The sequence below is a fragment of the Arthrobacter sp. NPDC080073 genome (assembly GCF_040686575.1).
In the GTDB taxonomy this organism is placed as follows: domain Bacteria; phylum Actinomycetota; class Actinomycetes; order Actinomycetales; family Micrococcaceae; genus Arthrobacter.
In genome coordinates, this window is the sequence record NZ_JBFBKR010000023.1 from 21,165 (window position 1) to 46,078 (window position 24,914).

General features: G+C 64.0%; 19 protein-coding genes. 14 read left to right on the forward strand and 5 right to left on the reverse strand.

Annotated features, from left to right (window positions below; genetic code table 11):
* Positions 1–24 precede the first annotated feature (24 nt).
* Genes AB0O52_RS19915 through ilvC form a run of 3 tightly spaced genes read left to right on the forward strand, consistent with a single transcriptional unit; the run spans position 25 to position 2,770 of the window.
* A complete protein-coding gene (locus AB0O52_RS19915; RefSeq protein WP_364541303.1) occupies positions 25–831 on the forward strand; it encodes a carbon-nitrogen hydrolase family protein in 807 nt (268 codons plus the stop codon).
* The gene (locus AB0O52_RS19920; RefSeq protein WP_364541305.1) at positions 828–1,748 is read left to right on the forward strand and encodes a creatininase family protein; all 921 of its coding nucleotides are present in this window, start codon (positions 828–830) and stop codon (positions 1,746–1,748) included. The genes AB0O52_RS19915 and AB0O52_RS19920 overlap by 4 nt, the downstream gene beginning before the upstream one ends.
* Entirely contained in the window at positions 1,745–2,770 is a 1,026-nt protein-coding gene (gene ilvC / locus AB0O52_RS19925) for a ketol-acid reductoisomerase (RefSeq protein WP_364541308.1), read from the forward strand. Before AB0O52_RS19920 ends, ilvC begins: the two co-directional genes overlap by 4 nt.
* A 392-nt stretch (positions 2,771–3,162) precedes the next feature.
* On the opposite strand, the gene AB0O52_RS19930 is transcribed toward ilvC, so the two are convergent.
* A complete protein-coding gene (locus AB0O52_RS19930; RefSeq protein ID WP_364541311.1) occupies positions 3,163–4,071 on the reverse strand; it encodes a LysR family transcriptional regulator in 909 nt (302 codons plus the stop codon).
* Between the two features lie 126 nt (positions 4,072–4,197).
* Between AB0O52_RS19930 and AB0O52_RS19935 the strand changes: the two genes are divergently transcribed.
* The gene (locus tag AB0O52_RS19935; RefSeq protein WP_364541313.1) at positions 4,198–5,337 is read left to right on the forward strand and encodes a PrpF domain-containing protein; all 1,140 of its coding nucleotides are present in this window, start codon (positions 4,198–4,200) and stop codon (positions 5,335–5,337) included.
* Positions 5,338–5,394: 57 nt separating this feature from the next.
* A complete protein-coding gene (gene dctA, locus AB0O52_RS19940) occupies positions 5,395–6,705 on the forward strand; it encodes a C4-dicarboxylate transporter DctA (RefSeq protein WP_364541316.1) in 1,311 nt (436 codons plus the stop codon).
* A gap of 70 nt (positions 6,706–6,775) precedes the next feature.
* Here the strand turns inward: dctA and AB0O52_RS19945 are convergent, their stop codons facing one another.
* Positions 6,776–7,798 (reverse strand): substrate-binding domain-containing protein, encoded by a 1,023-nt coding sequence (locus AB0O52_RS19945; RefSeq protein ID WP_364541318.1) that lies wholly within the window; start codon positions 7,796–7,798, stop codon positions 6,776–6,778.
* A gap of 166 nt (positions 7,799–7,964) precedes the next feature.
* Between AB0O52_RS19945 and AB0O52_RS19950 the strand changes: the two genes are divergently transcribed.
* The 4 genes from AB0O52_RS19950 to AB0O52_RS19965 all read left to right on the forward strand — a co-directional run bounded on the left by AB0O52_RS19950 (position 7,965) and on the right by AB0O52_RS19965 (position 12,367).
* Entirely contained in the window at positions 7,965–9,281 is a 1,317-nt protein-coding gene (locus AB0O52_RS19950; RefSeq protein ID WP_364541321.1) for an extracellular solute-binding protein, read from the forward strand.
* A gap of 3 nt (positions 9,282–9,284) precedes the next feature.
* Positions 9,285–10,259 (forward strand): sugar ABC transporter permease, encoded by a 975-nt coding sequence (locus AB0O52_RS19955; protein ID WP_364541324.1) that lies wholly within the window; start codon positions 9,285–9,287, stop codon positions 10,257–10,259.
* 53 nt (positions 10,260–10,312) lie between these two features.
* Positions 10,313–11,152 carry a carbohydrate ABC transporter permease gene (locus AB0O52_RS19960; RefSeq protein ID WP_364541327.1) on the forward strand — a complete coding sequence of 280 codons (840 nt, stop codon included), beginning with the start codon at positions 10,313–10,315 and terminating at the stop codon, positions 11,150–11,152.
* Positions 11,153–11,269: 117 nt separating this feature from the next.
* Positions 11,270–12,367, forward strand: coding sequence for a Gfo/Idh/MocA family oxidoreductase (locus AB0O52_RS19965; protein WP_364541330.1), 1,098 nt, complete (start codon positions 11,270–11,272; stop codon positions 12,365–12,367).
* 28 nt (positions 12,368–12,395) lie between these two features.
* Here AB0O52_RS19965 and AB0O52_RS19970 read toward each other — a convergent pair whose 3' ends face one another.
* Positions 12,396–13,079, reverse strand: a complete 684-nt coding sequence (locus tag AB0O52_RS19970) for a helix-turn-helix domain-containing protein (protein WP_364541332.1) — start codon at positions 13,077–13,079, stop codon at positions 12,396–12,398.
* Positions 13,080–13,323: 244 nt separating this feature from the next.
* Between AB0O52_RS19970 and AB0O52_RS19975 the strand changes: the two genes are divergently transcribed.
* From AB0O52_RS19975 to atzF, 5 genes are read left to right on the forward strand one after another with little or no spacing between them, the layout of a single operon-like run.
* On the forward strand, positions 13,324–14,838 hold the full coding sequence (locus AB0O52_RS19975; protein WP_364541335.1) for an amino acid permease: 1,515 nt from the start codon (positions 13,324–13,326) through the stop codon (positions 14,836–14,838).
* Between the two features lie 39 nt (positions 14,839–14,877).
* Positions 14,878–15,765: an urea amidolyase associated protein UAAP1 gene (locus tag AB0O52_RS19980; RefSeq protein ID WP_364541338.1), complete on the forward strand. Its 888-nt coding sequence runs from the start codon at positions 14,878–14,880 to the stop codon at positions 15,763–15,765.
* A complete protein-coding gene (locus AB0O52_RS19985; RefSeq protein WP_364541340.1) occupies positions 15,762–16,451 on the forward strand; it encodes an urea amidolyase associated protein UAAP2 in 690 nt (229 codons plus the stop codon). The genes AB0O52_RS19980 and AB0O52_RS19985 overlap by 4 nt, the downstream gene beginning before the upstream one ends.
* 2 nt (positions 16,452–16,453) lie before the next feature.
* Complete coding sequence (gene uca, locus AB0O52_RS19990) at positions 16,454–20,146, forward strand: urea carboxylase (RefSeq protein ID WP_364541342.1); 3,693 nt, start codon at positions 16,454–16,456, stop codon at positions 20,144–20,146.
* Positions 20,143–22,074, forward strand: a complete 1,932-nt coding sequence (atzF, locus tag AB0O52_RS19995; RefSeq protein ID WP_364541344.1) for an allophanate hydrolase — start codon at positions 20,143–20,145, stop codon at positions 22,072–22,074. The genes uca and atzF overlap by 4 nt, the downstream gene beginning before the upstream one ends.
* A 69-nt stretch (positions 22,075–22,143) precedes the next feature.
* Here atzF and AB0O52_RS20000 read toward each other — a convergent pair whose 3' ends face one another.
* Both AB0O52_RS20000 and AB0O52_RS20005 read right to left on the reverse strand, forming a co-directional pair.
* Positions 22,144–23,730: a helix-turn-helix domain-containing protein gene (locus AB0O52_RS20000; RefSeq protein ID WP_364541347.1), complete on the reverse strand. Its 1,587-nt coding sequence runs from the start codon at positions 23,728–23,730 to the stop codon at positions 22,144–22,146.
* Positions 23,727–24,872 carry a DUF917 domain-containing protein gene (locus tag AB0O52_RS20005; RefSeq protein ID WP_364541350.1) on the reverse strand — a complete coding sequence of 382 codons (1,146 nt, stop codon included), beginning with the start codon at positions 24,870–24,872 and terminating at the stop codon, positions 23,727–23,729. The genes AB0O52_RS20000 and AB0O52_RS20005 overlap by 4 nt, the downstream gene beginning before the upstream one ends.
* Positions 24,873–24,914 lie beyond the last annotated feature (42 nt).

Sequence of the window (24,914 nt, forward strand, 5' to 3'; positions counted from 1 at the left end):
AACCCCTACTCCGAAAGAATGAACATGTCCCCGAAAGTAGCAGTCGCGCAATTCAGCGCCGGCACCGACAAAGCCCAGAACCGCAAAAACATCGCAGCCCTCATCGCCGAAGCAGCGTCCGAAGGATCCGAACTGGTTGTCCTGCCGGAAAACTCCATGTACAGCCACCCCGATTCGTCCGTTGATCTCTACCCCCACTCCGAAGACCTGGACGGTGAATTCGCCAGCTTTCTTCGGGAGGCCGCCCGGAGCAACGGCCTGTGGGTGGTGGCCGGCATGACCGAAAGCATCCATGGCACCCGGAAGGTCCACAACACCGTGGTGGTGGTGAATCCGGACGGAGTACTGCAGGCTACCTACCGCAAGATCCACCTCTACGACGCCTTCGGATACAGGGAATCCGATTCAGTACAAGCCGGGGAACTAGACGAACCAACCACGTTCTCCATCGATGGCACAACCTTCGGGCTCATGACCTGCTACGACCTCAGGTTCCCGGAGTCCGCCCGCAGGCTCGTCGACGTCGGCGCGGACGCCATAGTGGTACCCGCAGCCTGGGTTGCTGGGCCGCTGAAGGAAGAACACTGGTCCACCCTCATCCGGGCACGGGCAATTGAAAACACCGTCTATGTCGCCGCAGCCGGACAAACCGGCCCCGTCTGCATAGGCCGGTCGGTCATCGTGGACCCCGCCGGCGTAGTCAAAGCCGACGCCGGACCGCAGCCCGGACTGGCTACCCGCCTGTTGTCAGCAGAACGGCTCGCGGAAGTTCGAAGAGTGGTTCCCGTCCTCGAACACCGGCGCTTCTTCCTGGAAGGACACGGCAAATGACTCAACGGCCTCCATCGCCCACCCGCCTGGTCGCGGAACGCCCCAGCCCGGATGGACCTCGCCTGCTCGGGGCCATGAGCTGGACCGAGGCAGCTGAAGCGGCCAAAGAGAATCCTGTGGTCCTGCTGCCCATCGGAGCGATCGAACAGCATGGCCCGCACCTGCCGTTGGACGAAGACGCGCTCATCGCCGACTATGTGGCGCGGCAAATCTCCTCCGCGACCGGAGCCGTTGTTGCCCCGACCATTCCCTACGGCCACTCACACAACCTGCGAGGCTACGCAGGGACCATCAGCCTTCCTCAAGGATTGTTGACGGATGTGGTTGTTTCCATCGGGTCGGAGCTCGCCCGCCACGGGTTCAAACGGCTCGTGTTGGTGGACGGCAACGGCGGAAATCTCGGGGCCACCGCGGAGGCAGCATATATTCTCCGGGACCGGTTCGGTACGCATGTCGGAAGGCTTTACCCGTGGGGTCTTGGCTATTCCCTGATGAGGGACGCCTACAAGAACCCGGACAAGGTCTACGGACACGGAGCGGAACCGGAAATGTCGGCCATGATGGAGCTCTTCCCCGACGAAGTCAGACTTGACCGCCTCCCCATTCCCGAACTGACAAAGCTCGGCGGGTGGCAACCATCCAGTTACACCCAGGCCCTCATCCCTCCGAACGACCTCCCCGGAGAAATCTTCTGGGACTTCTCCGAAATCTGCCCAACCGGAGTCACCGGAGACTTCAGCGAATCATCAACGGACATGGGCAAAATCTGGGTACAACGGGTGATCGGTTTCTGCGTCGACTACGTACGCGAATACGACCGGAACACGTCAGTCACGAAGGACCCAGTGACTCCAACTCCATACCCGCCAGCTGCCAGACCCGCCCCGACCACAATCACAGTAGGAAGCCGACCATGACCAAATTGTTCTACGACGAGGACACCGACCTCTCAATCATCCAAGGTCGCAAGGTGGCCGTCATTGGCTACGGTTCCCAGGGCCACGCCCACGCCTTGAGCCTTCGCGACTCCGGAGTGGACGTCCGCGTCGGCCTCAAGGAAAGCTCCAGATCCAAATCCAAGGCTGAAGCGGAAGGACTGAGGGTCCTCACTGTGGCCGACGCCACCGCCGAGGCGGACGTCATCATGATCCTCGTCCCAGACCAGGTCCAGCGCTTCGTCTACGCAGAAGATATTGCGCCGAACCTGAAGGCCGGCGATGCCCTGTTCTTCGCTCATGGTTTCAACATCCGCTACGGCTACATCAAGCCGCCATCCGACGTCGACGTCGCCCTAGTCGCCCCAAAAGGCCCGGGACACATCGTGCGCCGCGAATTCGAAGCCGGCCGCGGTGTGCCCGACCTGATCGCAGTCGAGCAAAACGCTTCCGGCAACGCCCGTGATCTGGCCCTTTCATACGCCAAAGCGATCGGCGGCGCCCGCGCGGGAGTCATTGAAACCACGTTCGCCGAAGAGACCGAAACTGATCTCTTCGGCGAACAGGTAGTACTTTGCGGCGGAACGGCCCAACTGATCCAATACGGCTTCGAGACCCTGACCGAGGCGGGCTACAAGCCAGAAATCGCGTACTTCGAGGTCTTGCACGAGCTCAAGCTGATCGTTGACCTGATGGTCGAAGGCGGCATCGCCAAACAGCGCTGGAGCGTTTCCGACACCGCCGAGTACGGCGACTATTTCTCCGGCCCACGCATCATCACACCAAATGTCAAAGAAAACATGAAGGCCGTTCTCGCCGACATCAAGAACGGCGTATTCGCTACGCGCTTCATCGATGACCAGGATGCCGGCGCTCCGGAGTTCGAAGCTTTGCGCAAGAAAGCCGAGTCACACCCGATCGAGGCCACCGGCCGCGAGCTCCGCAGACTGTTCTCCTGGGTCCAAAGCGACGACGACTACACGGAGGGCACCGCGGCCCGCTGACAACAACTGTCTTCGGCCATCTGAGACGTGCATCGCCCGTGGACTGGCCCCCGGGTGATGCACGTTCCGGAGAGCTGCAACTGAATTCACCCCAATGCACGGGGAGCCGTTGCTGACCAACAGCATCCAAATCGCTGGCAGTGGCTCCGCTGGAGCTCGTTGCCTTTTCACGCGCGCGTAGCTTGAGGGTGTCGTAGTGACGGTCCAACGTTTCAAGCCCCTCGCGTCCCGGAGGCGTCCGCCGTACCTATGTTCCAGTCAGCGAGTACGATCGCATTCGTCGTCCCTAAGATCTTCGGTCAAAATCGAACGCCGGCGCGGCCTGATCCATGGCCGTGAACACACTCGCCAGGACCCGATTAGGTACTGCCAACTGGGCCTGCGTACTGCCCTTACGGGGTTTGCAAACGTTTCGCCGTTGACCGGAATACGGATCCGGCTTGCTGGCCGGCGGGGCTGAGCCTGCGGTTGGCAAGGTGGGCGAGGAGGATCCTCCGCGTCGGGGAACCGGTGAGCGGAACGGCGATGATGTCTGGGCGGAGCGCACTCAGGGCGAGCTGCGGGGCCAGTGCGATGCCGATGCCCGCGGCGACCATACCCTGCGTCTCTTGGTAGTCGTTGGCCGCGAAGGCGATGCGCGGTTCGAAACCGGCATCGCGGCAGACCCGTCGGAGGACGTCGGCCACGGGGTGTTCGTCGCGGACGATCCACTCCTGGTCTCTCAGCGTGTCGATCCGCACGGCGCGACGCGCCGCGACAGGGTGGTCGCGCGGTACGAGCAGCATGGTCGGATCATTCATGAGCCGAACGACGTTCAGGTCCTCGTCCTCGATGCGCTCCCATGGGTAGTCCCACAGCAGCGTGAGCTCGATGTCCCTGCGCCGCAGCCGTTCGAGCAGGCCGTCGCGACGCGCGCTGACCACCGTGACGGCGACCTCCGGATGGCGCGCGCGGAAGGCGAGCACGACGTCAGGCATGAGGGAAGCGCCGACGGTGGGGAACGTCCCCATTCGCAATTGGCCTCGCCGCAACCCGGCGAACTCGCCCATCTCGGCCCGGGCAGCCTCGATTGTCCTGTCGATGTCGTCCGCATATCGGAGGAGGGCCTGACCTGCATCGGTGAGCACGACGCCCCTTGGATGGCGATCGATCAGGGCGACCCCGACTTCGTGTTCAAGCTTCGCGATCTGCTGGGAGACGGCTGACGTCGTGAAGGAGAGGGCCGTCGCGGCGGACGTCAAGGAGCCGGAACGGCTTACTTCACGGAGCAGATGGAGCCTGTGCAGGTCAAGGTCGGCCATGCATCGAGTTTAGCAAAAGTAAAGGGGAGTCGAGAATCCTGTGATTGTGCTGAAGTGTCGGGGGAGTGGATCGTAGAAGGAGCAGGCGCCGCGAGGCGCGACCACGACACGTGAAGGAAGAAGACCATGCAACTCCGCGGTCATTGGTACCGGGGCGGCACGAGCAAGTGCTGGCTCTTCGACGCCGAAGACGTGGCACCTCACGCCGGGAGCCGCGAAGAGATCCGCAACCTGCTGGCCGATGCCTTCGGCGCAGCGGATGCCCGCCAGCTCGACGGCGTCGGCGGCGGCACCTCAACGACGTCGAAGGCAGCGGTCATCCGCGCCACCCCCGAGGGACCGGCGGACCTCGACTACCTCTTTGCCCAGGTCGGGATCGGTGATCCCACCGTGGAACTCGGTTCCAATTGCGGAAACTGCGCCACCGCGATCGCCCTGTACGCCGTCCAGTCGGGTGTCGTTCCTCCCCGGGCGGGAACAACACGGGTCAGCATGCGCAACCTCAACACGGGAGCCGTGCTGAGCGGCACGGTCGCGACCCCGGGCGGCCGCATCCCGACGTCGGGCCTGGCCGGTGTTCCGGGCAGCAGCGCGCTGGGCGTTCCCGTCAGCCTCTCGTTCCATGCCCCGTGGGGGCGGACGACGGGCGCGGTCCTGCCGACGGGAACCGTGACCGACAAAATCGCTGCTGACGGGCTTATTCTTACGGCGAGCCTGGTTGACGCCGGGGCGCCGGCGGTGCTGATTCCGGCTGACGAGGCTGGCATCGACCTGTCGTCGATGACCGGCAATCTGTCCGAGCACCTGCCTACGCTCGTGGCAGCCCGCGCGTCGGCGGGCCTGACGATGGGGTTGAGGAAACCTGAAGATCCTCCGCAGAATGCTGTGCCGAAGGTCGGCGTCGTGGCAGCGCCGGGCGACTACGTCGCGGCCGACGGAACGCGGATCGCGGCGGACAGCCACGATCTGCGGGTGCGGATGCTCTCCATGCTCGCGCCCCACCCCGCCATCGGCCTGACGTCCGCCGTCGCTGTCTCCCTCGCTGCTGCCTTGCCGGGATCGGTGGTGGCCAAAGCGCTGCGTCCGGCAGACAGCGCTCACCAAGGGCGCCGGCTTCTGCGCATCGGAACGCCTGCCGGTGTCATCACCACGGAGGTCGTCACGGACGGCAACGGTTTCGTCAGCGAGGTCGTCCTCCACAGGGCGGCCCGCCATCTCGCCGTCGCCGACATCGACGTCGCGCAGCCTGTGCCACAGACGGCCTAGTCCCTTCAATTCGCCCCTGCCAGCATTAGATGCGGCATTCACCCAGGAAGTTGTTCAATGAAGATCAAATCCATTCTCGGACACCTCTATGTCCAGGTACTCATCGGCGTCGCGCTCGGCATCCTCGTCGGCGCGCTGTGGCCCGACCTCGGTTCCTCCCTCAAGCCGCTCGGCGACGGATTCGTGAAGCTCGTGAAGTTCATGATCGCGCCGATCGTCTTCTGCACCATAGTCAGCGGCATCACCTCCCTGACCGACACCAAGAAGGTCGGCCCGACCCTGATCCGTTCGCTGGGCTTGTTCTACGTGCTTACAGGAGTGGCCCTGGCAATCGGCCTGGGCGCGGTCATCCTTTTCCAGCCGGGTGTGGGCATGCACATCAGCCCGGCCCACCTCGATACCTCGGTCGCCTCGAAGTACACAAGCCAGCTGCCCAGCAGCAACCCGGCGGACTTCCTGCTGAGCATCATCCCCACGACCTTCGTCGGAGCTTTTGCCGACGGCGAAGTCCTGCCCGTGCTCGTCATCGCGCTGCTTTGCGGCTTCGCCTTCAGCAAGCTCGGTGCGCCCGGGCAACTGGCCCTGAACGTGGTCAACGGCTTCAACAAACTGCTGTTCATCGTGTTCGGCTACCTCATGAAGGTCGCCCCCATCGGGGCGTTCGGCGCCATGGCGTTCACAGTGGGCAAGTATGGAGCCCACTCGATCGGCAACCTCGGAATGTTGATCCTCGCCTTCTACGCCGCGTGCATCATTTTCGTGGTCCTCGCCCTCGGCATCCTCGCGAAGCTCACCGGCTTCAGCCTCTGGCGGATCCTGCGCTACTTCCGCGACGAGTTTCTCATCGTCCTCGCCACATCCTCCAGCGAACCCGTCCTTCCGCGCCTGCTCTCCAAGCTTGAACGCCTCGGCTGCGACCGCGGCGTGGTCGGCCTCGTGGTCCCGACCGGCTACTCCTTCAACCTCACCGGCACCGCGGTCTACCTCACGCTCTCCTCGATGTTCATCGCCCAGGCCTGCGACATCCACCTCAGCTGGGGCCAGATCCTCCTCATGCTCGGAATGATGCTCCTGACCTCCAAGGGTGCAGCGGGCGTCACCGGCAGCGGCTTCGTCGCCCTCGTCGCGACCCTTACGATCATGCCCACGCTGCCGGTTGCCGGCGTGGCCCTCATCGTCGGCATCGACCGCTTCATGAGCGAAGCCCGCGCCCTCACCAGCACCGTGGCCAACATCGTCTCGTGCGTCGCCATCGCCAAGTGGCAGCACGCGCTCGACACAGACAAGCTCCAAACCGAACTCAAAGCTGGCTTCGTGCCCACCGAGGCGGAAAAACTCCAGCTCACGGAACCAGCCCTGGCCCACTGAGAGAACCCATAACCCGAAAGTCGGGCGCAGGAGCCGGGTCCGATGCCAACGGCCCGCAAGGCTTGTTCAGTTACGTGTCCGCGTGAGCTCGGGGGAAGCTGGTCGAATCCCGTGTGATGAGCCTCGTTGCGAGCTCAACCCTGGGCCCCTCCGCGGTTGCGTCGATGCCTTCTTTCTGATTCGTTAGGCGCAGGAGCATGCGAAAGGCGCTCGCTCCCATTTCCTGAATAGGCTGCTTCACAGTGGTCAGTTGTGGTGTCGCCCAAGTTGCTTCGGGAATGTCGTCGAATCCGACGACGCTGACGTCCCCGGGGATGTTGAGCCCGAGGTAGCGCACGGCGTCGTAGACGCCGAGAGCCATCAGGTCGGACGCTGCGAAGATGGCCGTTGGCCTGTCCTCGCGGCTCAGGACGTCGACGGCGAAATCGCGGGCCTCGTCACGGTTCCAATCGGCAGCGCCGACCAAGCGAGGCTCGACGTGCAGCTCCATGGCTGACAATGCAGAGCGAAAACCGTCGAGGCGCGCTCTACTGTAGAGGTGGTTCTTCACTCCTCCGATGAGGGCGAAATGCTTGTGCCCGAGGCTCAGTAGGTGCTCCGCCGCAATCCGTCCACCTTCCCAGTTCGCCACGCCCACGCTTGCGGTACGCCGCGGAGCAGGGCTCATCGGATCGACGAGGACCACGGGAATGCCAGCCGTATCGAGTGCACTCAGCTGTGTCGACGTGGGATCGACCAGGACGACGATGGCTCCGGTTGACGGGCGGCGCAGGAGCCGGCTCACCCAGTCGCGGCCCGCGCGGGCGATCGTGAGGACCACGTCGCAGTCCGCTACCGCCGCGGCTTCTTCGACGCCAGTGAGGATGCTGTTGGCCCATGAGCCTTCGATGTTGCTCACGACAAGGTCGACGAGGCGAGGTGTGGCCGCGAGCGAGCGACCCACGGGGCGGGGTCCCTTGGTCTTCGCGTAGCCCATCTCCTGTGCGATCCGGACCACGCGTTCACGCGTTGCGAAGGACACGTCTGTCGCTCCGCGGAGCACCTTTGACACCGTCGGTGTGCTGAGGCCGGCCGCGGCTGCTACGTCGGCCAAGGTCGGATTCTTGCCACCCGTTGCGTGACTCATGTTTTTGCGCAAAAAAATTTTCCTTTGATCCACAAATTGCGATATGTATACTCTCCCTGCGCAAAAGGATATTTGAAAATTGCGCAACTTTTCAATAGTCAATGACCCGGTGGCGGGTCGAGGAGGAAAGTCGATGGAGACTTCACGTTTTACGACATCGAGGCGGGGCTTCCTGGGCCTTGTCGGAACCGGCGCGGCCGTCGCCGCTCTTGCGGCCTGCTCGACTGGGGGCGGCGGCGGCGGCGGTGGGGCAAGTGCCAGTTTGAAGTTCTGGAACATGCCTTGGGGTACTCCCGCGTTCAACACGCTCGACAGCAAGATCACCCTGGGCTACAAGCCGGAGTCCGGGCTTCCTGCGGCGACCTATCAGGCAATCCAGTGGGCAAACTTCAACCAGACTTTCTCGTCCGCCCTCGCATCGAAGACCGGGCCCGCCATCTCCTCGGGCGGCGGAACCCAGGCGTTCCAATTCGCCAAACAAGGCTTTATCGCTCCCGCGGACGGCCTCATCGAGAGCTGGAAATCCAATGGCTTATACGATGACTTCCTTCCTGGAGTCCTCGACACGATGAAGACCGACGCCGGATACGTCGCGGTTCCGTACAACCTTGACATGCGGGTGAACTGGTACAACAGGGAGCTCCTCGAAAAGGCGGGCGCGACTCCTCCCACCGACTGGCAGTCCTACCTCGACGCAGCGGCCGCTCTGAAGAAGATCGACGTGTACGGGTTCGCGGCCAACGGCAACGCCAGTGGCGGTAACGCCTTCCAGATGATCGTGGGCCTGATGATCAACAACGGCGGCGGCATCTTTGACGAGGAGCACAAGCCGAACCTGGTGACCGCCGCGAACATCGAAGCGCTTGAGTTCGTGCGCGAGAACATCAGCAAGGGCTACATGGACCCTGCCGCCATCAGCTACACGGCGACGAACGCGAACTCGCAGTGGAAGGCCGAGAAGTTCGGCATGGGCTTCGACGTCCCCAACCTCGCGGCCAATGTCGGTGGAGCGTCCTCATCGCAGTTGGTGGTCGGCGATCCGCTCACTAGCGCCAGCGGCAAAAAGGGCGCCCTGTATTTCCCGAACAACATCATGATGTACAAGAACACGCCCAGCCAGAAGGGCTCGGAGGCGTTCATGACCTACTACTACCAGAACATGAAGGCCCTATGGACCCAGAACACCGGCATCGGCCTCCCGGTTCTGAAATCAATCGCGGCGACCCCGGAATTCCAGTCGGACCAAAACGCAGTCAAGATCGTCAAGATGTGGCAGCCCATCGCCAAGACCTGGGCGGCGCCCGGCGGAACCGCCCTTTTCTCGAACATTTCCTACGTCGACAGCACGCCCGCCATCTCCGACTTCGGCCAGAACGTTCTCTCAGGAAAGTCTCCGAAGGACGCCCTGACGACATTCCAGTCGACCTTGACCTCGCTCATCAAGGACTAATCCATGACATCCACGAGCATCGCCGAGAGCGTCAAACGTGCACGCCGTGGGATCGGACCGGCCGGGGCGGGACGCAAGCCCGGTCCGGTGCCCGTCGGTCGGGCCAGGAAACGCTTTACACCGCGCACCTGGACACTCATAGCATTCGCAGCACCATCGCTCATCCTCCTCCTGCTCCTGAACGTCTACCCGCTCGCCTATGCCTTGATTCAAGCACTCCACGACGGCACCCTTCTCGAAACCGGGCCCTTCGTGGGATTGAAGAATTTCGGCGACGTACTCGCCCAACCCTCGTTCTGGTCGGCGACGTCCTTCACCGTCGTCTTCACGGTGGTTGGGGTGTTCGGCTCCTGGCTCGTCGGACTCGCGCTGAGCCTGCTGCTACGCACCCACATACCGGCCGGCGGATTGTTCAAGGTACTGCTTCTCCTGCCGTGGATCGTTCCCACGGTCGTCTCCGCGACGTCGTGGAACTGGCTGGTTGCAACACCCCAGAGCCCGCTTCCGGTGATCGCGGAGCATCTAGGCTTCGGAAACGTGCTCTTCCTGGCAGACCCGATGCTTGCGCAGGTCGTCGTCTGTCTCTTCAAAGTATGGATTTCGTTCCCGTTCATGATGATGATGATGTCGTCGGCTCTCGCCTCAGTCGACACGAACGTCTACGAGGCGGCGAAGGTCGACGGGGCGACAGGGTGGCAGTCGTTCCGGCTCGTAACACTCCCGCTGATTGCGCGCTCGACGTTTGTGTCGTGGATTCTGATGACGATCTTCTGCGTGAACGACTTCCCGACGATCTTCCTGCTCACCGGCGGGGGTCCGGCACATGCGACGACGTCGCTGGTCCTCCTCGCCTATCTCACTGTTTTCCAGAACTTCCAGACCGGGCCCGGCGTCGCCATCGCGTTCTTGATGACGTTCGTCCTCGTGGTGATCTCGGTCGTTCTTTACCGCCAGATCCGAAAGGTCAACGTCGAATGATAACGACCAGTGCTCCCCAAGAAGAAGTCCGAACGGGACCCAGGGACAGGAGCGTGACTCCGGCCGCCCGTCAGAGCTCCCAGGACATCCGTCAGAGAGGCAAGTGGCCCCGCTTTGTCTTGATCCTGCTCATGACCGCCGTCGTCCTGGTCCCGATCGTCGCCGTCTTCGGACTGTCGCTGACACCGTCACTCGGCTCGAATGCAGAAGGTCTCACCTTCGAGAACTTCGGGAACATCTTCACGCAGACGGCGGTCCTAACCTGGCTCGGCAACAGCCTTGTCATCACCGCCTTCACCGTCGTTGTCGCCGTCGCGGTCGCGGCTCCCGCCGGTTACGTCCTGTCCAGGGCCCGCAACCGGCTCGTGTCGGGATATTCGCTCATCCTGTTCGTCGTTCAGTCCCTGCCCGTCGTCACCTCGGCGATACCGCTCTTCATCTTGTTCGCGAACCTCGGGTTGGTCGACAGCCTCTTTGGCGTCGTGATCATCTATGTCGGTGCCACGATGTCGGTCGCCATCTGGATGATGGCCGCCTACTACGACTCCATCCCCATCGCTCTCGAAGAAGCCGCCTGGATTGACGGCGCCTCGATCTTCGGTTCGTTCACCCGCATCGTCCTCCGGAACTCCCTGCCGGGCATCCTCTCAACCGCGATCTTCTCGTTTCTGCTGGCCTGGAACGACTACCTCATCGCCGTCGTGTTCCTCCGGTCCGATCCGAATTACACCCTTCCGGTCGGCTTGGAATCCTTCTTCCAGCAGAATGCCACCAACTGGGGACTCGTCATGGCGGTCGCCGTCGTGATGATGCTCCCGCCGATCATCCTGTTCGCGTTCCTCAACAAGCACTTCTCGGTCGGCGGAATCGGCGGGTCGCTTTCCAGCCGTTGAGCGAGGCCCGCATGAGCGCTGGACCAGGCAGTGGGGTGAGGGCCGCATAGTCCCCGGTCACCGTGTCGACGTCCTCGAGAACCCGAACATCAAAACCATCATCGAAAGGGGATCGCTGTGGGCGTCCCGCTAACCGTCGGAGTAATCGGCGTCGGAAAGATCAGCGAACAGTACTTCGAGAGCCTCCCGAAACTGCCCGGTCTCAAGCTCGTCGCGGTCGCAGACATCAACGAAGAACGTGCGCACGAGGTCGCGGTCGAGCAGGGTGTTGAAGCCCTGACAGTCGATAAGCTCCTCGCCGATGACCGAATCGACTCGATCATCAACCTGACCATCCCCGCAGCGCACGTCGAAGTCGGGACGAGGGCGCTCCACGCCGGCAAGCACGTCTTTGCCGAGAAGCCCCTTGCGCTGTCCCCGGAAGAAGCCCTCCCCATGCTGGAGCTTGCCGACTCTTTGGGACTTCGAGTCGGCAGTGCCCCCGATACGGTCCTTGGCACGGGCGTCCAAACTGCCCTGCAGCTGCTCAACTCAGGTGCCATCGGCGCGCCGGTAGCGGCTCAAGTTCACTGGTCCGCACCGGGACACGAACGCTGGCATCCGTCGCCACTCTTCTACTACCAACCCGGCGGCGGCCCACTATTCGACATGGGTCCCTATTACCTGACCAGCCTCGTCATGTTCTTCGGACCGGTCATCCGCGTATCGGGAGTTGCCACTAGGTCCGACCGTGCGCGAACCGTCGAGACCGGCCCCTTGGCCGGCACGCCGATTCCGGTGGAGATCGACACCCATGTCAGCGCGATCCTTGAGCACGCGAACGGGGTGACCACCACGATCACGGTCAGCTTCGAAGTCTGGGCCACCCGGACCCCGCTCTTCGAGATCTACGGCACCGATGGCACCATCGCTGTCCCCGACCCGAACCGGTTCTCCGACCCCGTCGAACTGGTGACCAGGGAAGAACCGGAACGGCGTGAGGTGCCGACCTCTGCTGGCTACGAGGACGCCGGGCGAGGTTACGGCCTCGCAGACATGGCCAGGGCCATCGAGACAGACCGCCCACATCGGGCCTCCGGACGGGTAGCGTTCCACGTCCTTGAGGTCATGGATGCCATCAAGCGCGCGAGTCACGAGCGTCGGGTCGTTGAAGTGGACAGCACAGTCGAGAGGCCGGCCGTCGTGCCCTTTGGCGCGGCACCCGACACCTGGTAGCCGCACGAATCGTTTGGCCATGGCCGCCCTACTCGAATTGGCGGATCAGTCCTGTGCTCATGGCCCGTATTTCATCCAGGTCTGCAGCCACCCCGGCGAGGACAATTCCGGCGTCTGCCGTCTGCATGGCTGAATCAGCGTCCGCGAGGCCATCGGCGCGAAGATTGATCAGGGACTCGACCAGGCGGAAGACGAGATCGCCAAGCGATGCCGTGCCGTTCAGGTGGGCCGCCTGGGTGAATTCCTCCACGTTCTGGCCTAGCTCGCGGTAGCGTCGACGGAGCTGCAGCCTGTCATCCATGAAGCGCTGGAATCTCGGTGCACGTGCTTCCGGTAGATGGTAGAGGACGCCGAGGTTCCAACGGGCGCTGCATAGCTGGCTTCCGTCGTAGAGTGCAACCGCGTGCAAACGGGCAGCCGCGGTTCCGGAATCGGACGCCGGCGGACCGGCATGTACGGCGCTCGCGAAAGCCAGTCCTCCTGCCACGGTGCCGTCGAGGAGTTCCGCGAGAATGTCGTCCTTGGTGCCGAAATGGTGGTACAGCGATGACTGGCGGATGCCCACGGCGTCGGCGATCGCCCTGGTGGACGTGTTGGCGAATCCTTGGCTTGTGAATAGTTCGGAGGCGGCATCCAGGATCTCGTCCCGGGCTGTGGCGCCTGGGCGCACGGGTTGCTGTTTGCGGGGTCTACCCGGTCCGGCTGAGGTCACCCCACATTCTTACATCGCCAAAGGCGCCTTCCATGCCCCCATTCCGCCATCGTCCGGCGGGCCATACTTCCGGTGAGGTTATGTTCACACACTGGAAATGCGCCGTCATCCACCTTTTACATAGGCGAAACGGGAAGCGGGACATCCCACTGGAAAACTATCAAGTGACCGGTATTACGGAGGGCTCTCAGAGTCTTCCCGTTTCCGTGGTCACCATCCCCCCGTTCCAGACACGGAGAAACCGATGACTTCCACCATTTCGACGGCGTCCGCCCTTCCCGACGATGCGGACCTGACCTCGCTCGGCTACCAGCCGACGTTGCATCGCAAACTTGGCCGCTACGCTTCCTTCGCCGCAGGTTTTTCGTTCGTCTCCATCCTTACCACCATCTTCCAGCTGTTCGGCTTCGGATATTCCTTTGCCGGGCCGGCCTTCTTCTGGACATGGCCGATCGTCCTCGTCGGCCAGCTACTGGTGGCGCTGAACTTCGCCGAACTGGCTTCGCGGTACCCGATTTCCGGGGCTGTCTACCAGTGGTCGCGGCGGGTCGGCGGCGAAACCGTTGGTTGGTTCGCCGGCTGGTTCATGTCCATCGCCCAGGTGATCACTGCCGCCGCGGCCGCCATCGCCCTGCAGGTGGTCCTTCCCCAGCTTTGGGACGGATTCCAGCTCGTCGGCGGCGACCCCGCTTTGAATACGGTCACCGGGGCCAGCAATGCGGTCGTTCTCGGTGCCGTGCTGCTGGTCGCGACCACGGCGATCAACGCCGTCGGCGTGAAGCTCATGTCGCACATCAATTCGATCGGAGTCACTTGCGAACTGGTCGGTGTCGCGGCCGTGATCCTGGCGCTCGTTTCCGTGGCGCAACGCGGCCCCGATGTCGTCCAGGACACTCAGCTTGTCAGCGGCTCGGACCTCGGCCCGGTGGGCGCGTTCCTCGTCTCGGGCCTGATGGCCGCCTATGTGATGGTCGGGTTCGATTCCGCCGGCGAGTTGTCCGAGGAGACCAAGAACCCGCGCCGCACCACCCCGCGCACCATCATCTCGGCCCTGCTGATCTCCGGACTCGGCGGCGGGCTGATGATCATCGGTGCCCTGATGGCCGCCCCAAGCCTCGACGACGGCAACCTGGCCAGCCAAGGTCTGCCCTACGTGCTGACCGCCGTCCTCGGGACCTTCTGGGGCAAGGTCCTTTTGGTCGATGTCGCGATCGCCATCTTCGTCTGCACCCTCGCCATCCAGACCGCCGGCTCGCGCCTGGTGTTCTCCATGGCCCGTGACCGCCAGCTCCCCGCCGCGGGCGCTCTGTCCGCCGTCAACCCGCACCGCGGCACCCCGCTGTGGCCTTCGGTCATCGTGGGCCTGCTCGCGATCGCCGTCCTGGCCATCAACATCGGTAACGCCGCGCTGTTCACCACCCTTTGCAGCGTCTGCATCGTGATGCTCTACCTCGCCTACCTGCTGGTCACAGTGCCGCTGCTGATCAACCGGTTGCGCGGAGACTGGGACCGCACGGGCAAGACCATGCCTGAAGGACTGTTCTCGCTCGGACGATGGGGGCTTCCGGTCAACATCCTCGCAGTCCTCTACGGCGCCGTGATGGTGGTGAACCTCGCATGGCCCCGGCCAGAGGTCTATGACCCCACCGGTGAAAACGGGCTCCTGCTGTTCTCCGCTCCGTTGATGGTGGGAGCCGTTCTGCTCCTGGGCATCTGGGTGCGAAAGCGGAAGACCGCCGACCTGACGCCGGCCGACTGACCCCGCACGAGACGAATCCGCCACGCAGAAATGACCGACATGACACAGACCCTCGAAACCACTGAAACGACCGTTGGGACGGCGACGACAGCAGGCGCCCGCGTCCATGCACGCTCGCAGCACGGCCGAACCGCCGACACTATGATCCACGTGCCCGCCGTATCGGCCCCGGAACGCCTGAAGTCCGGGCTGGACGCCCGGGCACGCGAAGCCGCCACGTGGACCGAGTCGCTGGCCTTCGGCCGCTATACCCACATGGAACTTGCGAGAGGAACGCGGATCCGGCTGACCGACAGCGACGGCGACGCTTGCGTCCACGCGGTTCTCTTCCGCCTCGGGGCGCACTACGAGCGGCTCAATGTCGCGGATACCGTCAAGGTGCCGTGGCAGGCCTACCTCGGGCAGGGGCATCCGCTGCTTTCCGACGCGGGACGGCTGATGGCCACGGTCGTCGCCGACTCCTCGGGGTACCACGACGCCCTCACCGGGACCACACACCGGGCCGGCAACGAGGCCAAGTACGGTGCCGGCAGCGCCCACAGCGCGTCGCCAGCCGGCCGCGAACTGCTGACTCTTGGCGCCCTCAAACACGGGATCAGCCAGCGGGAGCTCCCGCCGTCGGTGTCCTTCTTCAAAGGCATCAGCGTAGACGCCGACGGCGGCATCAGGTTCGGCGGCAGCGCCGGCGTGGGAACCGCCGTCGAACTCCTGCTCCACACGGACCTGGTGCTGGTCCTTGCCAACACAGCCCATCCCCTTGACCCTCGCACGGCCTTCACCGGCAGCGCAGTGGACATCGTCGCCTGGCAGGCGCCGCAGGACCTCCGGGCCCTCGCCGAGGGAGAGCTTGGGCTCGATCTTGGCCCCGAGCACCTCCTGGCGCTGCAGAACACGGAACACGACCACAAAGCGAGGACCTCCGCATGAACGCCTCCACCGCCACAGCCCCCCAGTCGGAGGCCCAGCGCCGGCCAGGCGCCCAGTCCGCTGCGCTGGTTTCCGGACAGGTCATCCTGGACGAACACGTCGAGGCCCGCGGCCCCTGGTCGGCCGTGGTCAAAGCCGGAGATGTCCTGACCATCGTGGACCTCGAAGGCAACCAGGCCGTGGATTGCCTCCTCTACTCGGCCGCAAATGTTGCCATTCGCTACTCGGCCGCCGTCACGATTGCCGCCCAGCAGTCCATCATTCTGACCACAGGGTCCGTCCTCCGCTCAGACGACGGCGACGCCCTGATGACCGTGGAGGCTGACGAGGTGGGCGTCCACGACACCATCGGCGGAGCGTGCTCCCAGGAATCAAATACACTGCGCTACGGCCAGCACACCCACGAACAGCATGCCTGCGTGGAGAACTTTCTGATCGAGGGGTCCAAATGGGGCCTGATGAAGCCGGACATCGTCTCTAACATCAACTGGTTCATGAACGTGCCGGTCGATCCCGATGGGGCCCTCGGCATCGTCGACGGGCTGTCCGCTCCCGGCAAGCGTGTGGCCCTCCGCGCTGAAACCGACGTGCTGGTCCTGGTCTCAAACTGCCCCCAGATCAACAACCCCTGCAACGGCTTCAACCCCACGCCCGTGCGCATGATCGTCACCCGTCCGGAGGCATAACCGTGAACCGTTTCGAAACCCTGCTAGTCGCCAACCGCGGCGAGATCGCCTGCCGAATCATCGAGTCCGCACGCAAGATCGGGCTGCGAACCGTGGCCGTATTCTCCGAGGCAGACCGCGGCGCCAAACACGTTCGCCTCGCAGACGAAGCCGTGTTGCTCGGACCGGCACAGGCGAAGGAGTCCTATCTCCGGGTCGACGCTATCCTGGCAGCCGCCTGCGCGACCGGCGCCGGCGCCATCCACCCCGGCTACGGTTTCCTCTCCGAAGATGCCGCCTTCGCCGAAGCCGTGGAAGCCGCCGGGCTCGTGTTCGTCGGCCCGACCCCCGAACAGCTGCGGATCTTCGGGACCAAGCACACAGCCCGGGACGCGGCGCAACGGGCGGGCGTGCCCATGATTGCCGGCTCCGGCCTGCTTGAAGACCTCGACGCCGCCATCGGAGCCGCCGGGGGGATCGGGTTCCCGCTGATGCTGAAGGCCACCGGTGGCGGCGGCGGCATCGGCATGGCCGTGTGCCGGAACGAAGCAGACCTGACGGAAAGCTACCCCCGCGTAGCCCGGCTCGCCAGCTCCAGTTTCGGCACCGCGGGAGTGTTCGCCGAACGCTACATCGAACACGCCCGCCACGTCGAGGTACAGATCTTCGGCGACGGCGAAGGCCGGGTTGTAAGCCTCGGAGACCGCGACTGTTCCCTGCAACGTCGGCACCAGAAGGTGCTGGAAGAAGCACCCGCGCCGGACCTGCCGGCAGAACTCCGGGAAGAGCTCCACCGCAGCTCCCGTGCCTTGTGCGCCTCGGTGGACTACCGCTCGGCGGGGACCGTGGAGTTCGTCTACGATCCCCTCCGGCAGGAGGCCTCCTTCCTCGAGGTCAACGCCCGGCTCCAGGTGGAGCACCCGGTAACCGAAGCGATCACCGGCGTCGACCTCGTAGAGTGGATGCTGAATCTGGCCCAAGCACGGCCCGTCCTCTCGGGAGTCCCCGAAAGCGTTCCGGTGACAGGTCACGCCGTCGAGGCCCGCATCTATGCCGAAGACCCGGCCCGCAACTTCCAGCCCAGCGCCGGAACCGTCACCAACGCGCAGTACCCAAGCACCGACGTCGCGCGCGTCGACGCGTGGGTAGAGACCGGCAGCGAAGTGTCCACCAACTACGACCCCCTGCTGGGCAAACTCATCACCTTCGGCCCCAACCGGGATGCGGCGTTTGACGCCCTCGCCGAGGCTCTCGCGCAGACCCGCATCGACGGCATCGAGACCAACCTGGGCATGTTGCGCGCTGTGACCGGGCTCGACACGGTACGGGCCGCGAACCATTCCACAGAAACCCTGGACACCGTGGGCGATCCCGAACCCCGCATCACCGTGGAACGCCCGGGCCTCCAGACAAGCGTGCAGGACTGGCCGGGCAGAACCGGACTCTGGAAGGTCGGGGTGCCCCCCAGCGGTCCGATGGACGATCTCTCCTTCCGGCTGGGGAATGAGGCCCTGGGCAACCCGGAGGGTGCACCGGGCCTGGAATTCACCATTGCGGGGCCCGCGCTGCGGTTCACCCACGCCACCACCGTTTGCGTGACCGGAGCCGACGTTGAGCTGACAGTCAACGGCTCTGCGGCCGCCGCGTGGGAACCAATTGCGGTCCCTGCGGGTGGCCTGCTGGACATCGGCTCCGCCGACGGAGCAGGGTTACGAGGCTATGTTCTGTTCCAAGGCGGGCTCGACGTCCCGCAATACCTCGGCAGCGCCTCCACGTTTACCCTCGGTCAGTTCGGCGGCCACGGCGGCCGCGTGCTCCGCGCCGGTGACGTGCTGCGCACGGCCAAGGGGCCATCAGCGGATGCGCCTTCCCATCCGGTTCATGCCGAGAGCCGCCCGGCCCTCACGTCCCGCTGGGAACTGAGGGTGGTCGAAGGTCCGCACGGCGCGCCGGAATTCTTCCGCCGCGAGGACGTCGACGAACTTCTGGCGACGGATTATGAGGTGCATTTCAATTCGGCACGCACGGGAGTCAGATTGATCGGCCCCAAGCCGGGCTGGGCACGTACCGACGGCGGCGAGGCGGGGCTGCACCCCTCCAACATCCACGACACCCCTTACTCCGTGGGTGCCCTGGACTTCACCGGCGACACCCCCATCCTGCTCGGGCCTGACGGCCCGAGCCTTGGCGGCTTCGTCTGCCCGGTCACGGTGGTGACCGGCGACCGCTGGAAGCTCGGCCAGTTGCGTCCGGGCGATAAAGTCCGCTTCGTGCCGGTGACGGACGCCCAGGCTCCGTCGGCGAAAGACCTTGGACCGGGACGGCAGTTGATCCTGCCCGACGCTGCCGGCATCCCCTCAGGCGGCGTGACCGCCGTCGGGCACAGCAAAACGCCAAAGGGCGACGGCGACGACGGCGTGCTGGGCCGCGTGCCGGGATGCGCGGGACGGCCGGCGGTGACGTACCGCCGGTCCGGAGACGACAACCTTCTGGTGGAGTTCGGCGAAATGGTGCTGGACCTCGGTCTCCGCGCGCGGGTCCATGCCCTGCACCTGCACATCGAGCAGCTCCGCGTCCCCGGAGTGGTGGACCTTACACCAGGGATCCGCTCACTGCAGATCAAGGTCGACCCGTCGATTCTGTCCACCCGGCTGCTGCTGGGCCTCGTCCAGGAGATCGAGGCCGCACTGCCTGCGAGTTCCGAGCTCGTGGTGCCGAGCCGCGCGGTTCGGTTGCCGCTGTCCTGGGACGACCCCGCCACGCGCGAGGCGATCGAACGCTACATGGCCGGCGTCCGGGACGACGCTCCGTGGTGCCCTTGGAACATCGAGTTCATTCGCCGCATCAACGGCCTGGATTCGGTGAAGGACGTTTTCGACACCGTCTTCGATGCCGAGTACCTGGTCCTGGGCCTTGGCGACGTGTATCTCGGCGCGCCCGTGGCCACGCCGCTTGACCCGCGGCACCGGCTGGTCACCACCAAATACAACCCGGCCAGGACATGGACGCCGGAGAACGCCGTGGGCATCGGCGGGGCCTACATGTGCATCTACGGCATGGAAGGACCGGGCGGCTACCAGTTTGTCGGCCGCACCACCCAGGTGTGGTCGCGCTACGCCGACGCTGCACCGTTCGAACCCGGGTCGCCCTGGCTCCTGCGCTTCTTCGATCGCATTTCCTGGTACCCAGTCAGCCCCGAAGAGCTGCTGGACCTGCGTGCCGACATGGCAGCCGGCCGCGGCCGGGGCGTAGAGATCGAGGACGGCACCTTCTCGCTCGCCGAACACGAAGTGTTCCTGGAGGAGAACCGCGAATCGATCGGCGCCTTCAAGGAGCGGCAGGCGGCGGCATTCTCGGTGGAACGCCAGGCCTGGGCGGACGCCGGCGAGTTTGACCGCGCGGAAGTCGCAGCCACTGTCGCCGTACCCGACGTCGGCGAAGTGGTGGTGCCCGACGGCGGGACACTCGTAGCTGCGCCGTTCGCCGCCAGTGTGTGGAAGGTGGACATCGCACCGGGAGACCGCGTGATCCAGGGACAACCGCTGGTTTCCCTTGAGGCCATGAAGATGGAAACCGTCTTGTCCGCACCGTGCGACGGCGTGGTGCAGCGAGTACTCCCGACCGCTGGCGCCCAGGTTGTGGCCGGGGAGGCTCTTGTGGTGCTCGTAGGTGCGGATGAACTGAGCGAACCTGAACTGGAAGAGGCAGCAGCATGACCACCCCGGGGACAAAGATCGGCACTGACATTGTCACCAAACGGGTAAAGGACGCGTTGGCCGCCATTGACGCCGTGGACCGGCCCGAGATCTGGATCGAAATCCGTGGAGGGGAAGAGTTGCTGGCCGAGGCGGCCCGTATCGACGCCGCCGGGGCTTCCGGCGTCGAGTTGCCGCTGGCCGGGCTCCTGCTTGCGGTCAAGAACAACGTGGACGTCGCCGGTATCACGACGACGGCGGCCTGCCCCGGGTTCGGTTATGCGCCGGCTGAAGACGCGGTGGCCGTGGCACGGCTGCGGAATGCTGGCGCCCTGGTGCTCGGCGCGACGAACCTTGACCAGTTCGCCACGGGCCTGGTGGGCACGCGGAGTCCCTACGGTCCGGTCCGGGACGCACGCCGGCCGGACCGGATTTCCGGGGGTTCCAGCTCCGGCTCTGCGGTGGCTGTGGCGTTGGGACTCGTGGACATCGCCATCGGGACGGACACTGCCGGGTCCGGGCGCGTTCCTGCCGGTTTGCAGGGGATCGTTGGCATCAAACCGACACTGAATGTGGTTTCCACCGCCGGGGTGGTTCCGGCATGCCGATCCTGGGACACCGCCACCATCCTGGCCCGGGACCTGGATACTGCCGAACTCGCGATGGGTGTCATGGCCGGCGAATCCCGCACGTGGCCCACAGACATCCGATTGGCCGCGCCGGCGAGGCCGCGCGTCGCCTATCCAGCGGCCCTCCCGGCCTTGGCGCCCGCCTGGGCCGACGAATTCGGCGCGCAGATCGAACGGTTGCGAGCAACCGGCGTGGACGCGGAGCCTGTCGAATTCGATGTCTTCCTGGAAGCGGCCAGGCTGCTATACGACGGCGCGCTGGTCGCAGAACGCTACGCCGCCGTCGGCAGCTTCATCAACGGCGCACTTTCCGGCGATGCCGCCTCCAGCATCGGGCTGGACCCGACGGTGGCGAGCATCGTCGGTGCGGCCGGCCACCTGCCGGCCCACCAGTATGTGGCAGACACTGCGGCGCTGGAGGAGCTGAAACGCGAAGGGATGTCCCGGCTTGAGGGCTTCGACGCCCTCGTCGTGCCGACGGCGCCCTTCCACCCGACGCTGGCGGAAGTCGCGGCGGACCCCGTAGGCGTGAACTCGCGTATGGGCACGTACACGAACTTCTGCAACCTCTTCGATCTGTGCGCGGTATCCGTTCCCGCAGGGATTGTGGAGGACAACGGCGGAACCGACGACGGCGGGGCGTCGTTGGTCTCGCAGTTCGGCCTGACGGTGGTCGGCCGGACATTCGACGACGCCGTCGTTGCCGACATCGCTCGGCGCATCGAGTACATCCCAACGAGGCCGGAGATCTTCGCGACCGGCGCTGTAGCAGCGCCTGTCTCCTCGTCGCGGGTGGTGCCGTGGCCCGTAGCGGCGGGGGCCGTCGTCGTGCCCCTGGTGGTGGTGGGCGCCCACCGGAAGGGCCAGCCGCTGGTCGCAGAACTGGAACGGCGAGGCGCCTTCTGGGACGGGCCGGTCAAGACGGCGCCCCGGTACCGGATGGTGTCGCTGGACACCCAGCCGCCCAAGCCCGGCGTGGTCCGCTCCGACGACGGCGGCGAACTCGCAGCCGAGCGATGGCTGCTCTCCGAGGCGGCCCTGGGCTCCTTCCTCGCGCAGCTGCCCGAACCTATGTTGTTGGGCTCTGTGCTGCTGAGCGACGGTTCGAGGGCAGTGGGCTTCGCGTGCGACGCGGTCGCGGCGTCCCGGGGCGAGGACATCACGCACTTTGGAGACTGGCTGGCAGCCCAGGCAGCCAGGTCCGGCCCCATAACGGAGGCAGGCGTTGCACCGCCACCGGAACAGGAACCGGCAGGGAAAGGCATCTGGCGCGAGGTCGGGCAAGCGCTTGTCAGGGGGCTACAGCGCGGGAGAGCTTAGATGGGAGACCCTGACGAGTGGATAGGATCAAGCTCGGAGCCATTTCATTGCTCCCGGGGGACCATGCGGTTACTCGGTGGCCGAAATTTCGAGGATTCTGAGCGCGATGCGCAAGGCGAATTTGGTGTCAGGATTTTCGAGCGGCGCGTCCAGGAGTTCCTCGATTCTTTCGATCCTCTTGACCACCGTGTTTCGATGGACTTCAAGGACGCGCGATGTTTCCGCGAGGTTGGATTCGCTTTGAAGGTAGGTGTTCAGCGTTTTCCTCAGATAGTCGGCGTCTGGTTCGGACAGTCGCTTTAGAAACTTCGTGGCCTGGCGGACGAGCGCGGGATCGTGGAGCGTAGTGCGGATCAATTGGGTGGCCACGGATTCCTGGGCGTCAACGATCTGCCGGCGTCCCTTGCTCGAGCTTGCTTGTCGAGCGAAGTCTTCGGCCTCCGCGATGCTTCTTGCAAACCCCTCCGGTCCGAGGCGTGGCCTGGCGACGCCAAAAACAATTCCAGTTTCTGGCGGTGGTCGTAGGGAATCCAGAGCGGCGACGAAATCCTTATAGTCTCGCCGGGTTGGTTGGTCCTGCCTTGTTTCCCAGATAAGCCAATGATCGATGTATTCGGACGAGTCCACTGTGTAGTCATACCGGGTCAAAGCGGCTGGAAGCATTCGTCCGATGTCGTGGGCCAGGGATTTCCGTGGGGCACGAACGCTTATGAGGGTGTGCCATCCGTTTAAGTTCCAGCCGACGCTCAGAGCTTGAGAGATCACGTGATCCGGAATTGCTCCGCCAGCGGCAGCGAGCTGTGAGACGATCGCTGATCTTGCGGATTGAAACTGCTCGCTCGCGAAGCGTTGCCGGCTGAGCCACCTGAGCAACGAAAGGGCCCCTAATTCCATGAGTTCTTGTGCAGCCTCCAGCTCGAACGTCGGGGCATCGGGCTGGAATTCCGCGAGTATCCAAAGCGCTGGATCGTCGTCTTCCATGAGCGGGGGCAAGGGAACGGATACAAGGTTCGGGGTTTGGCTGGGGTCAAACAAGGGCGACGCCTCGATGTTGCCGAATGCGAGCGGCCGTTCCAATGCGCCTGCGAGCGGCAGGCCGAGTGAATTGATCACTGCTATCCGCGCGTTGACATACTTTCTGAGTTCAGAAACGACGCCCTCGGGGCTTGGCTCCATCTGATGGACGGCGTGGGTGAATGCCGTCATATTAAGGGACCGCGCCCAAAGATCCGATCCCATGAATCTGCTGAGGGATGCGGCCACGGCCACAGTCGCTTGGGGCTGGTGGAGCGCAATCACGTTCATTCTCAGTTTTCGGGCAAGTTCCAAGGTAGAAATGCCGAACTCCGGGAGTGGTTGGGAGCCCTGAGATGTGGTTGGTATCAGGATTACTACGCCCACGCCCTTTCGCTTCAGCCGCGGAAGCAGAATTTCCAGGGCATAGGAGGGAATCCAAGAGGATATCCAGATGCCTTCGAGATTGCTGACCTGCACTTCGTCTGGTGGATCAAGATAGGCAGTCGTGGCGGCGCCGCTGGCGCTGATCTCGTTAGTGCAGATGAACGTGAAGCTCGAATCGGGGTGTTCCAAGATGACGGAGCTGTCGAGCAGCGTCGGACACCGCAGTAGTTCACGAAGGGTCAGCCGGACTGTCACAGCGAGTCTTCAAGGGAAGGGATTGTGTACCCGTAGCCGGAAATGTCGACCAAGGCCTGCGCAGCAGATTCGTTCCATTCGCCGGGGGCCTCAAAGACAACGACGTCTACCCCGTAACCGGGCAGGATACGCTCGCTGAGGAGGGGGATGCCGGTATGGCTGTCCAGGAGGCAGATAATCTGGGGGGCCTTAGCAAGCAGCCGGCCTTCGTCCAGGAGCAGCAGGAATTCGTTCTGTGCCTCGATTCGAAGGTATCTTCCTGCGGCCCGAACAATCATCGTGCCTTTGGCCTGTACCCCAGCACCGGAATCACGCGGGGCGGGTTCCCAGTGAACGTCCACAACAGTCCCTCGGCCCACAAAAAGACATCCCGCGGTGTGGGAACAAAAATGAGATACAGCATCACTCACCGACCGCGTTAGTTTTTTGGAGTGCTGGAACTGGCGTCCAAGCTCCAATGCTCGTCCAAGCGTCCGGCTTATGCCGCCTACCTCCGCCTCTAACGCATCCATGGGGTACCCCGCGAACGCCACCCAGCCGCCAAACAATCCCATGAGAACGCGCAGGGCACGCTCGGCTTCCTCGGCAGTCGATCCTGAAATTTCGACGCACCTCCCTGAAGTGTCGACCAACGCACAAGGAGTCATCGAGACACTCTGCGCGTTGAAAGTTGTCTGATGCAGCCCGGAGAGTCCTCGCCCCATGCCATCCATGTCGACCAGCGGGATGCCCAGGGCCGCGGCCACAAGGATCGGTGCATAGGCATTGATCCCAGCCATTTCGAATGCACAAACAAGTGCTCGTCGGCCTGGAAATTTCTGGGCAACCGCATTAAAAGCTCTTACGTACGGCTCCGATCCGCTGGGTTTTTCGCTGAACGCCAAGGCCGACCCCGCCAGGCCAACGGCCACTACGACATCGCCGGGAAGGATTTTACTTGGCGGAAACACGGTCACACCGCCGCAATGCTCCAACAGACTCCGAGTCAAAAGCGAGACGGCGTGAGTGTCACCGGCCCCTCCCGAGCCCAGCATTCTCGCGCCAAACTCCAATGCGTCCAGGTCCGCGACCGTTAGAAGCCAGGACATAGGCTGCCTCCTTCGGATGCGCGCGTGGGGAACGAATGTGTTAAGTATGCACATGATGAGGGCATTTAGTAGTCAGAGCAACCATTGATAACCGAC

What these genes read in the sequence shown, in the direction of transcription:
- AB0O52_RS19915 (WP_364541303.1), top strand. Translation starts at nt 25, where the DNA reads ATGTCCCCGAAAGTAGCAGTCGCGCAATTCAGCGCCGGCACCGACAAA.
- AB0O52_RS19920 (WP_364541305.1), top strand. Translation starts at nt 828, where the DNA reads ATGACTCAACGGCCTCCATCGCCCACCCGCCTGGTCGCGGAACGCCCC.
- ilvC (WP_364541308.1), top strand. Translation starts at nt 1,745, where the DNA reads ATGACCAAATTGTTCTACGACGAGGACACCGACCTCTCAATCATCCAA.
- AB0O52_RS19930 (WP_364541311.1), bottom strand. Translation starts at nt 4,071, where the DNA reads ATGGCCGACCTTGACCTGCACAGGCTCCATCTGCTCCGTGAAGTAAGC.
- AB0O52_RS19935 (WP_364541313.1), top strand. Translation starts at nt 4,198, where the DNA reads ATGCAACTCCGCGGTCATTGGTACCGGGGCGGCACGAGCAAGTGCTGG.
- dctA (WP_364541316.1), top strand. Translation starts at nt 5,395, where the DNA reads ATGAAGATCAAATCCATTCTCGGACACCTCTATGTCCAGGTACTCATC.
- AB0O52_RS19950 (WP_364541321.1), top strand. Translation starts at nt 7,965, where the DNA reads ATGGAGACTTCACGTTTTACGACATCGAGGCGGGGCTTCCTGGGCCTT.
- AB0O52_RS19955 (WP_364541324.1), top strand. Translation starts at nt 9,285, where the DNA reads ATGACATCCACGAGCATCGCCGAGAGCGTCAAACGTGCACGCCGTGGG.
- AB0O52_RS19975 (WP_364541335.1), top strand. Translation starts at nt 13,324, where the DNA reads ATGACTTCCACCATTTCGACGGCGTCCGCCCTTCCCGACGATGCGGAC.
- AB0O52_RS19980 (WP_364541338.1), top strand. Translation starts at nt 14,878, where the DNA reads ATGACACAGACCCTCGAAACCACTGAAACGACCGTTGGGACGGCGACG.
- AB0O52_RS19985 (WP_364541340.1), top strand. Translation starts at nt 15,762, where the DNA reads ATGAACGCCTCCACCGCCACAGCCCCCCAGTCGGAGGCCCAGCGCCGG.
- atzF (WP_364541344.1), top strand. Translation starts at nt 20,143, where the DNA reads ATGACCACCCCGGGGACAAAGATCGGCACTGACATTGTCACCAAACGG.
- AB0O52_RS20005 (WP_364541350.1), bottom strand. Translation starts at nt 24,872, where the DNA reads ATGTGCATACTTAACACATTCGTTCCCCACGCGCGCATCCGAAGGAGG.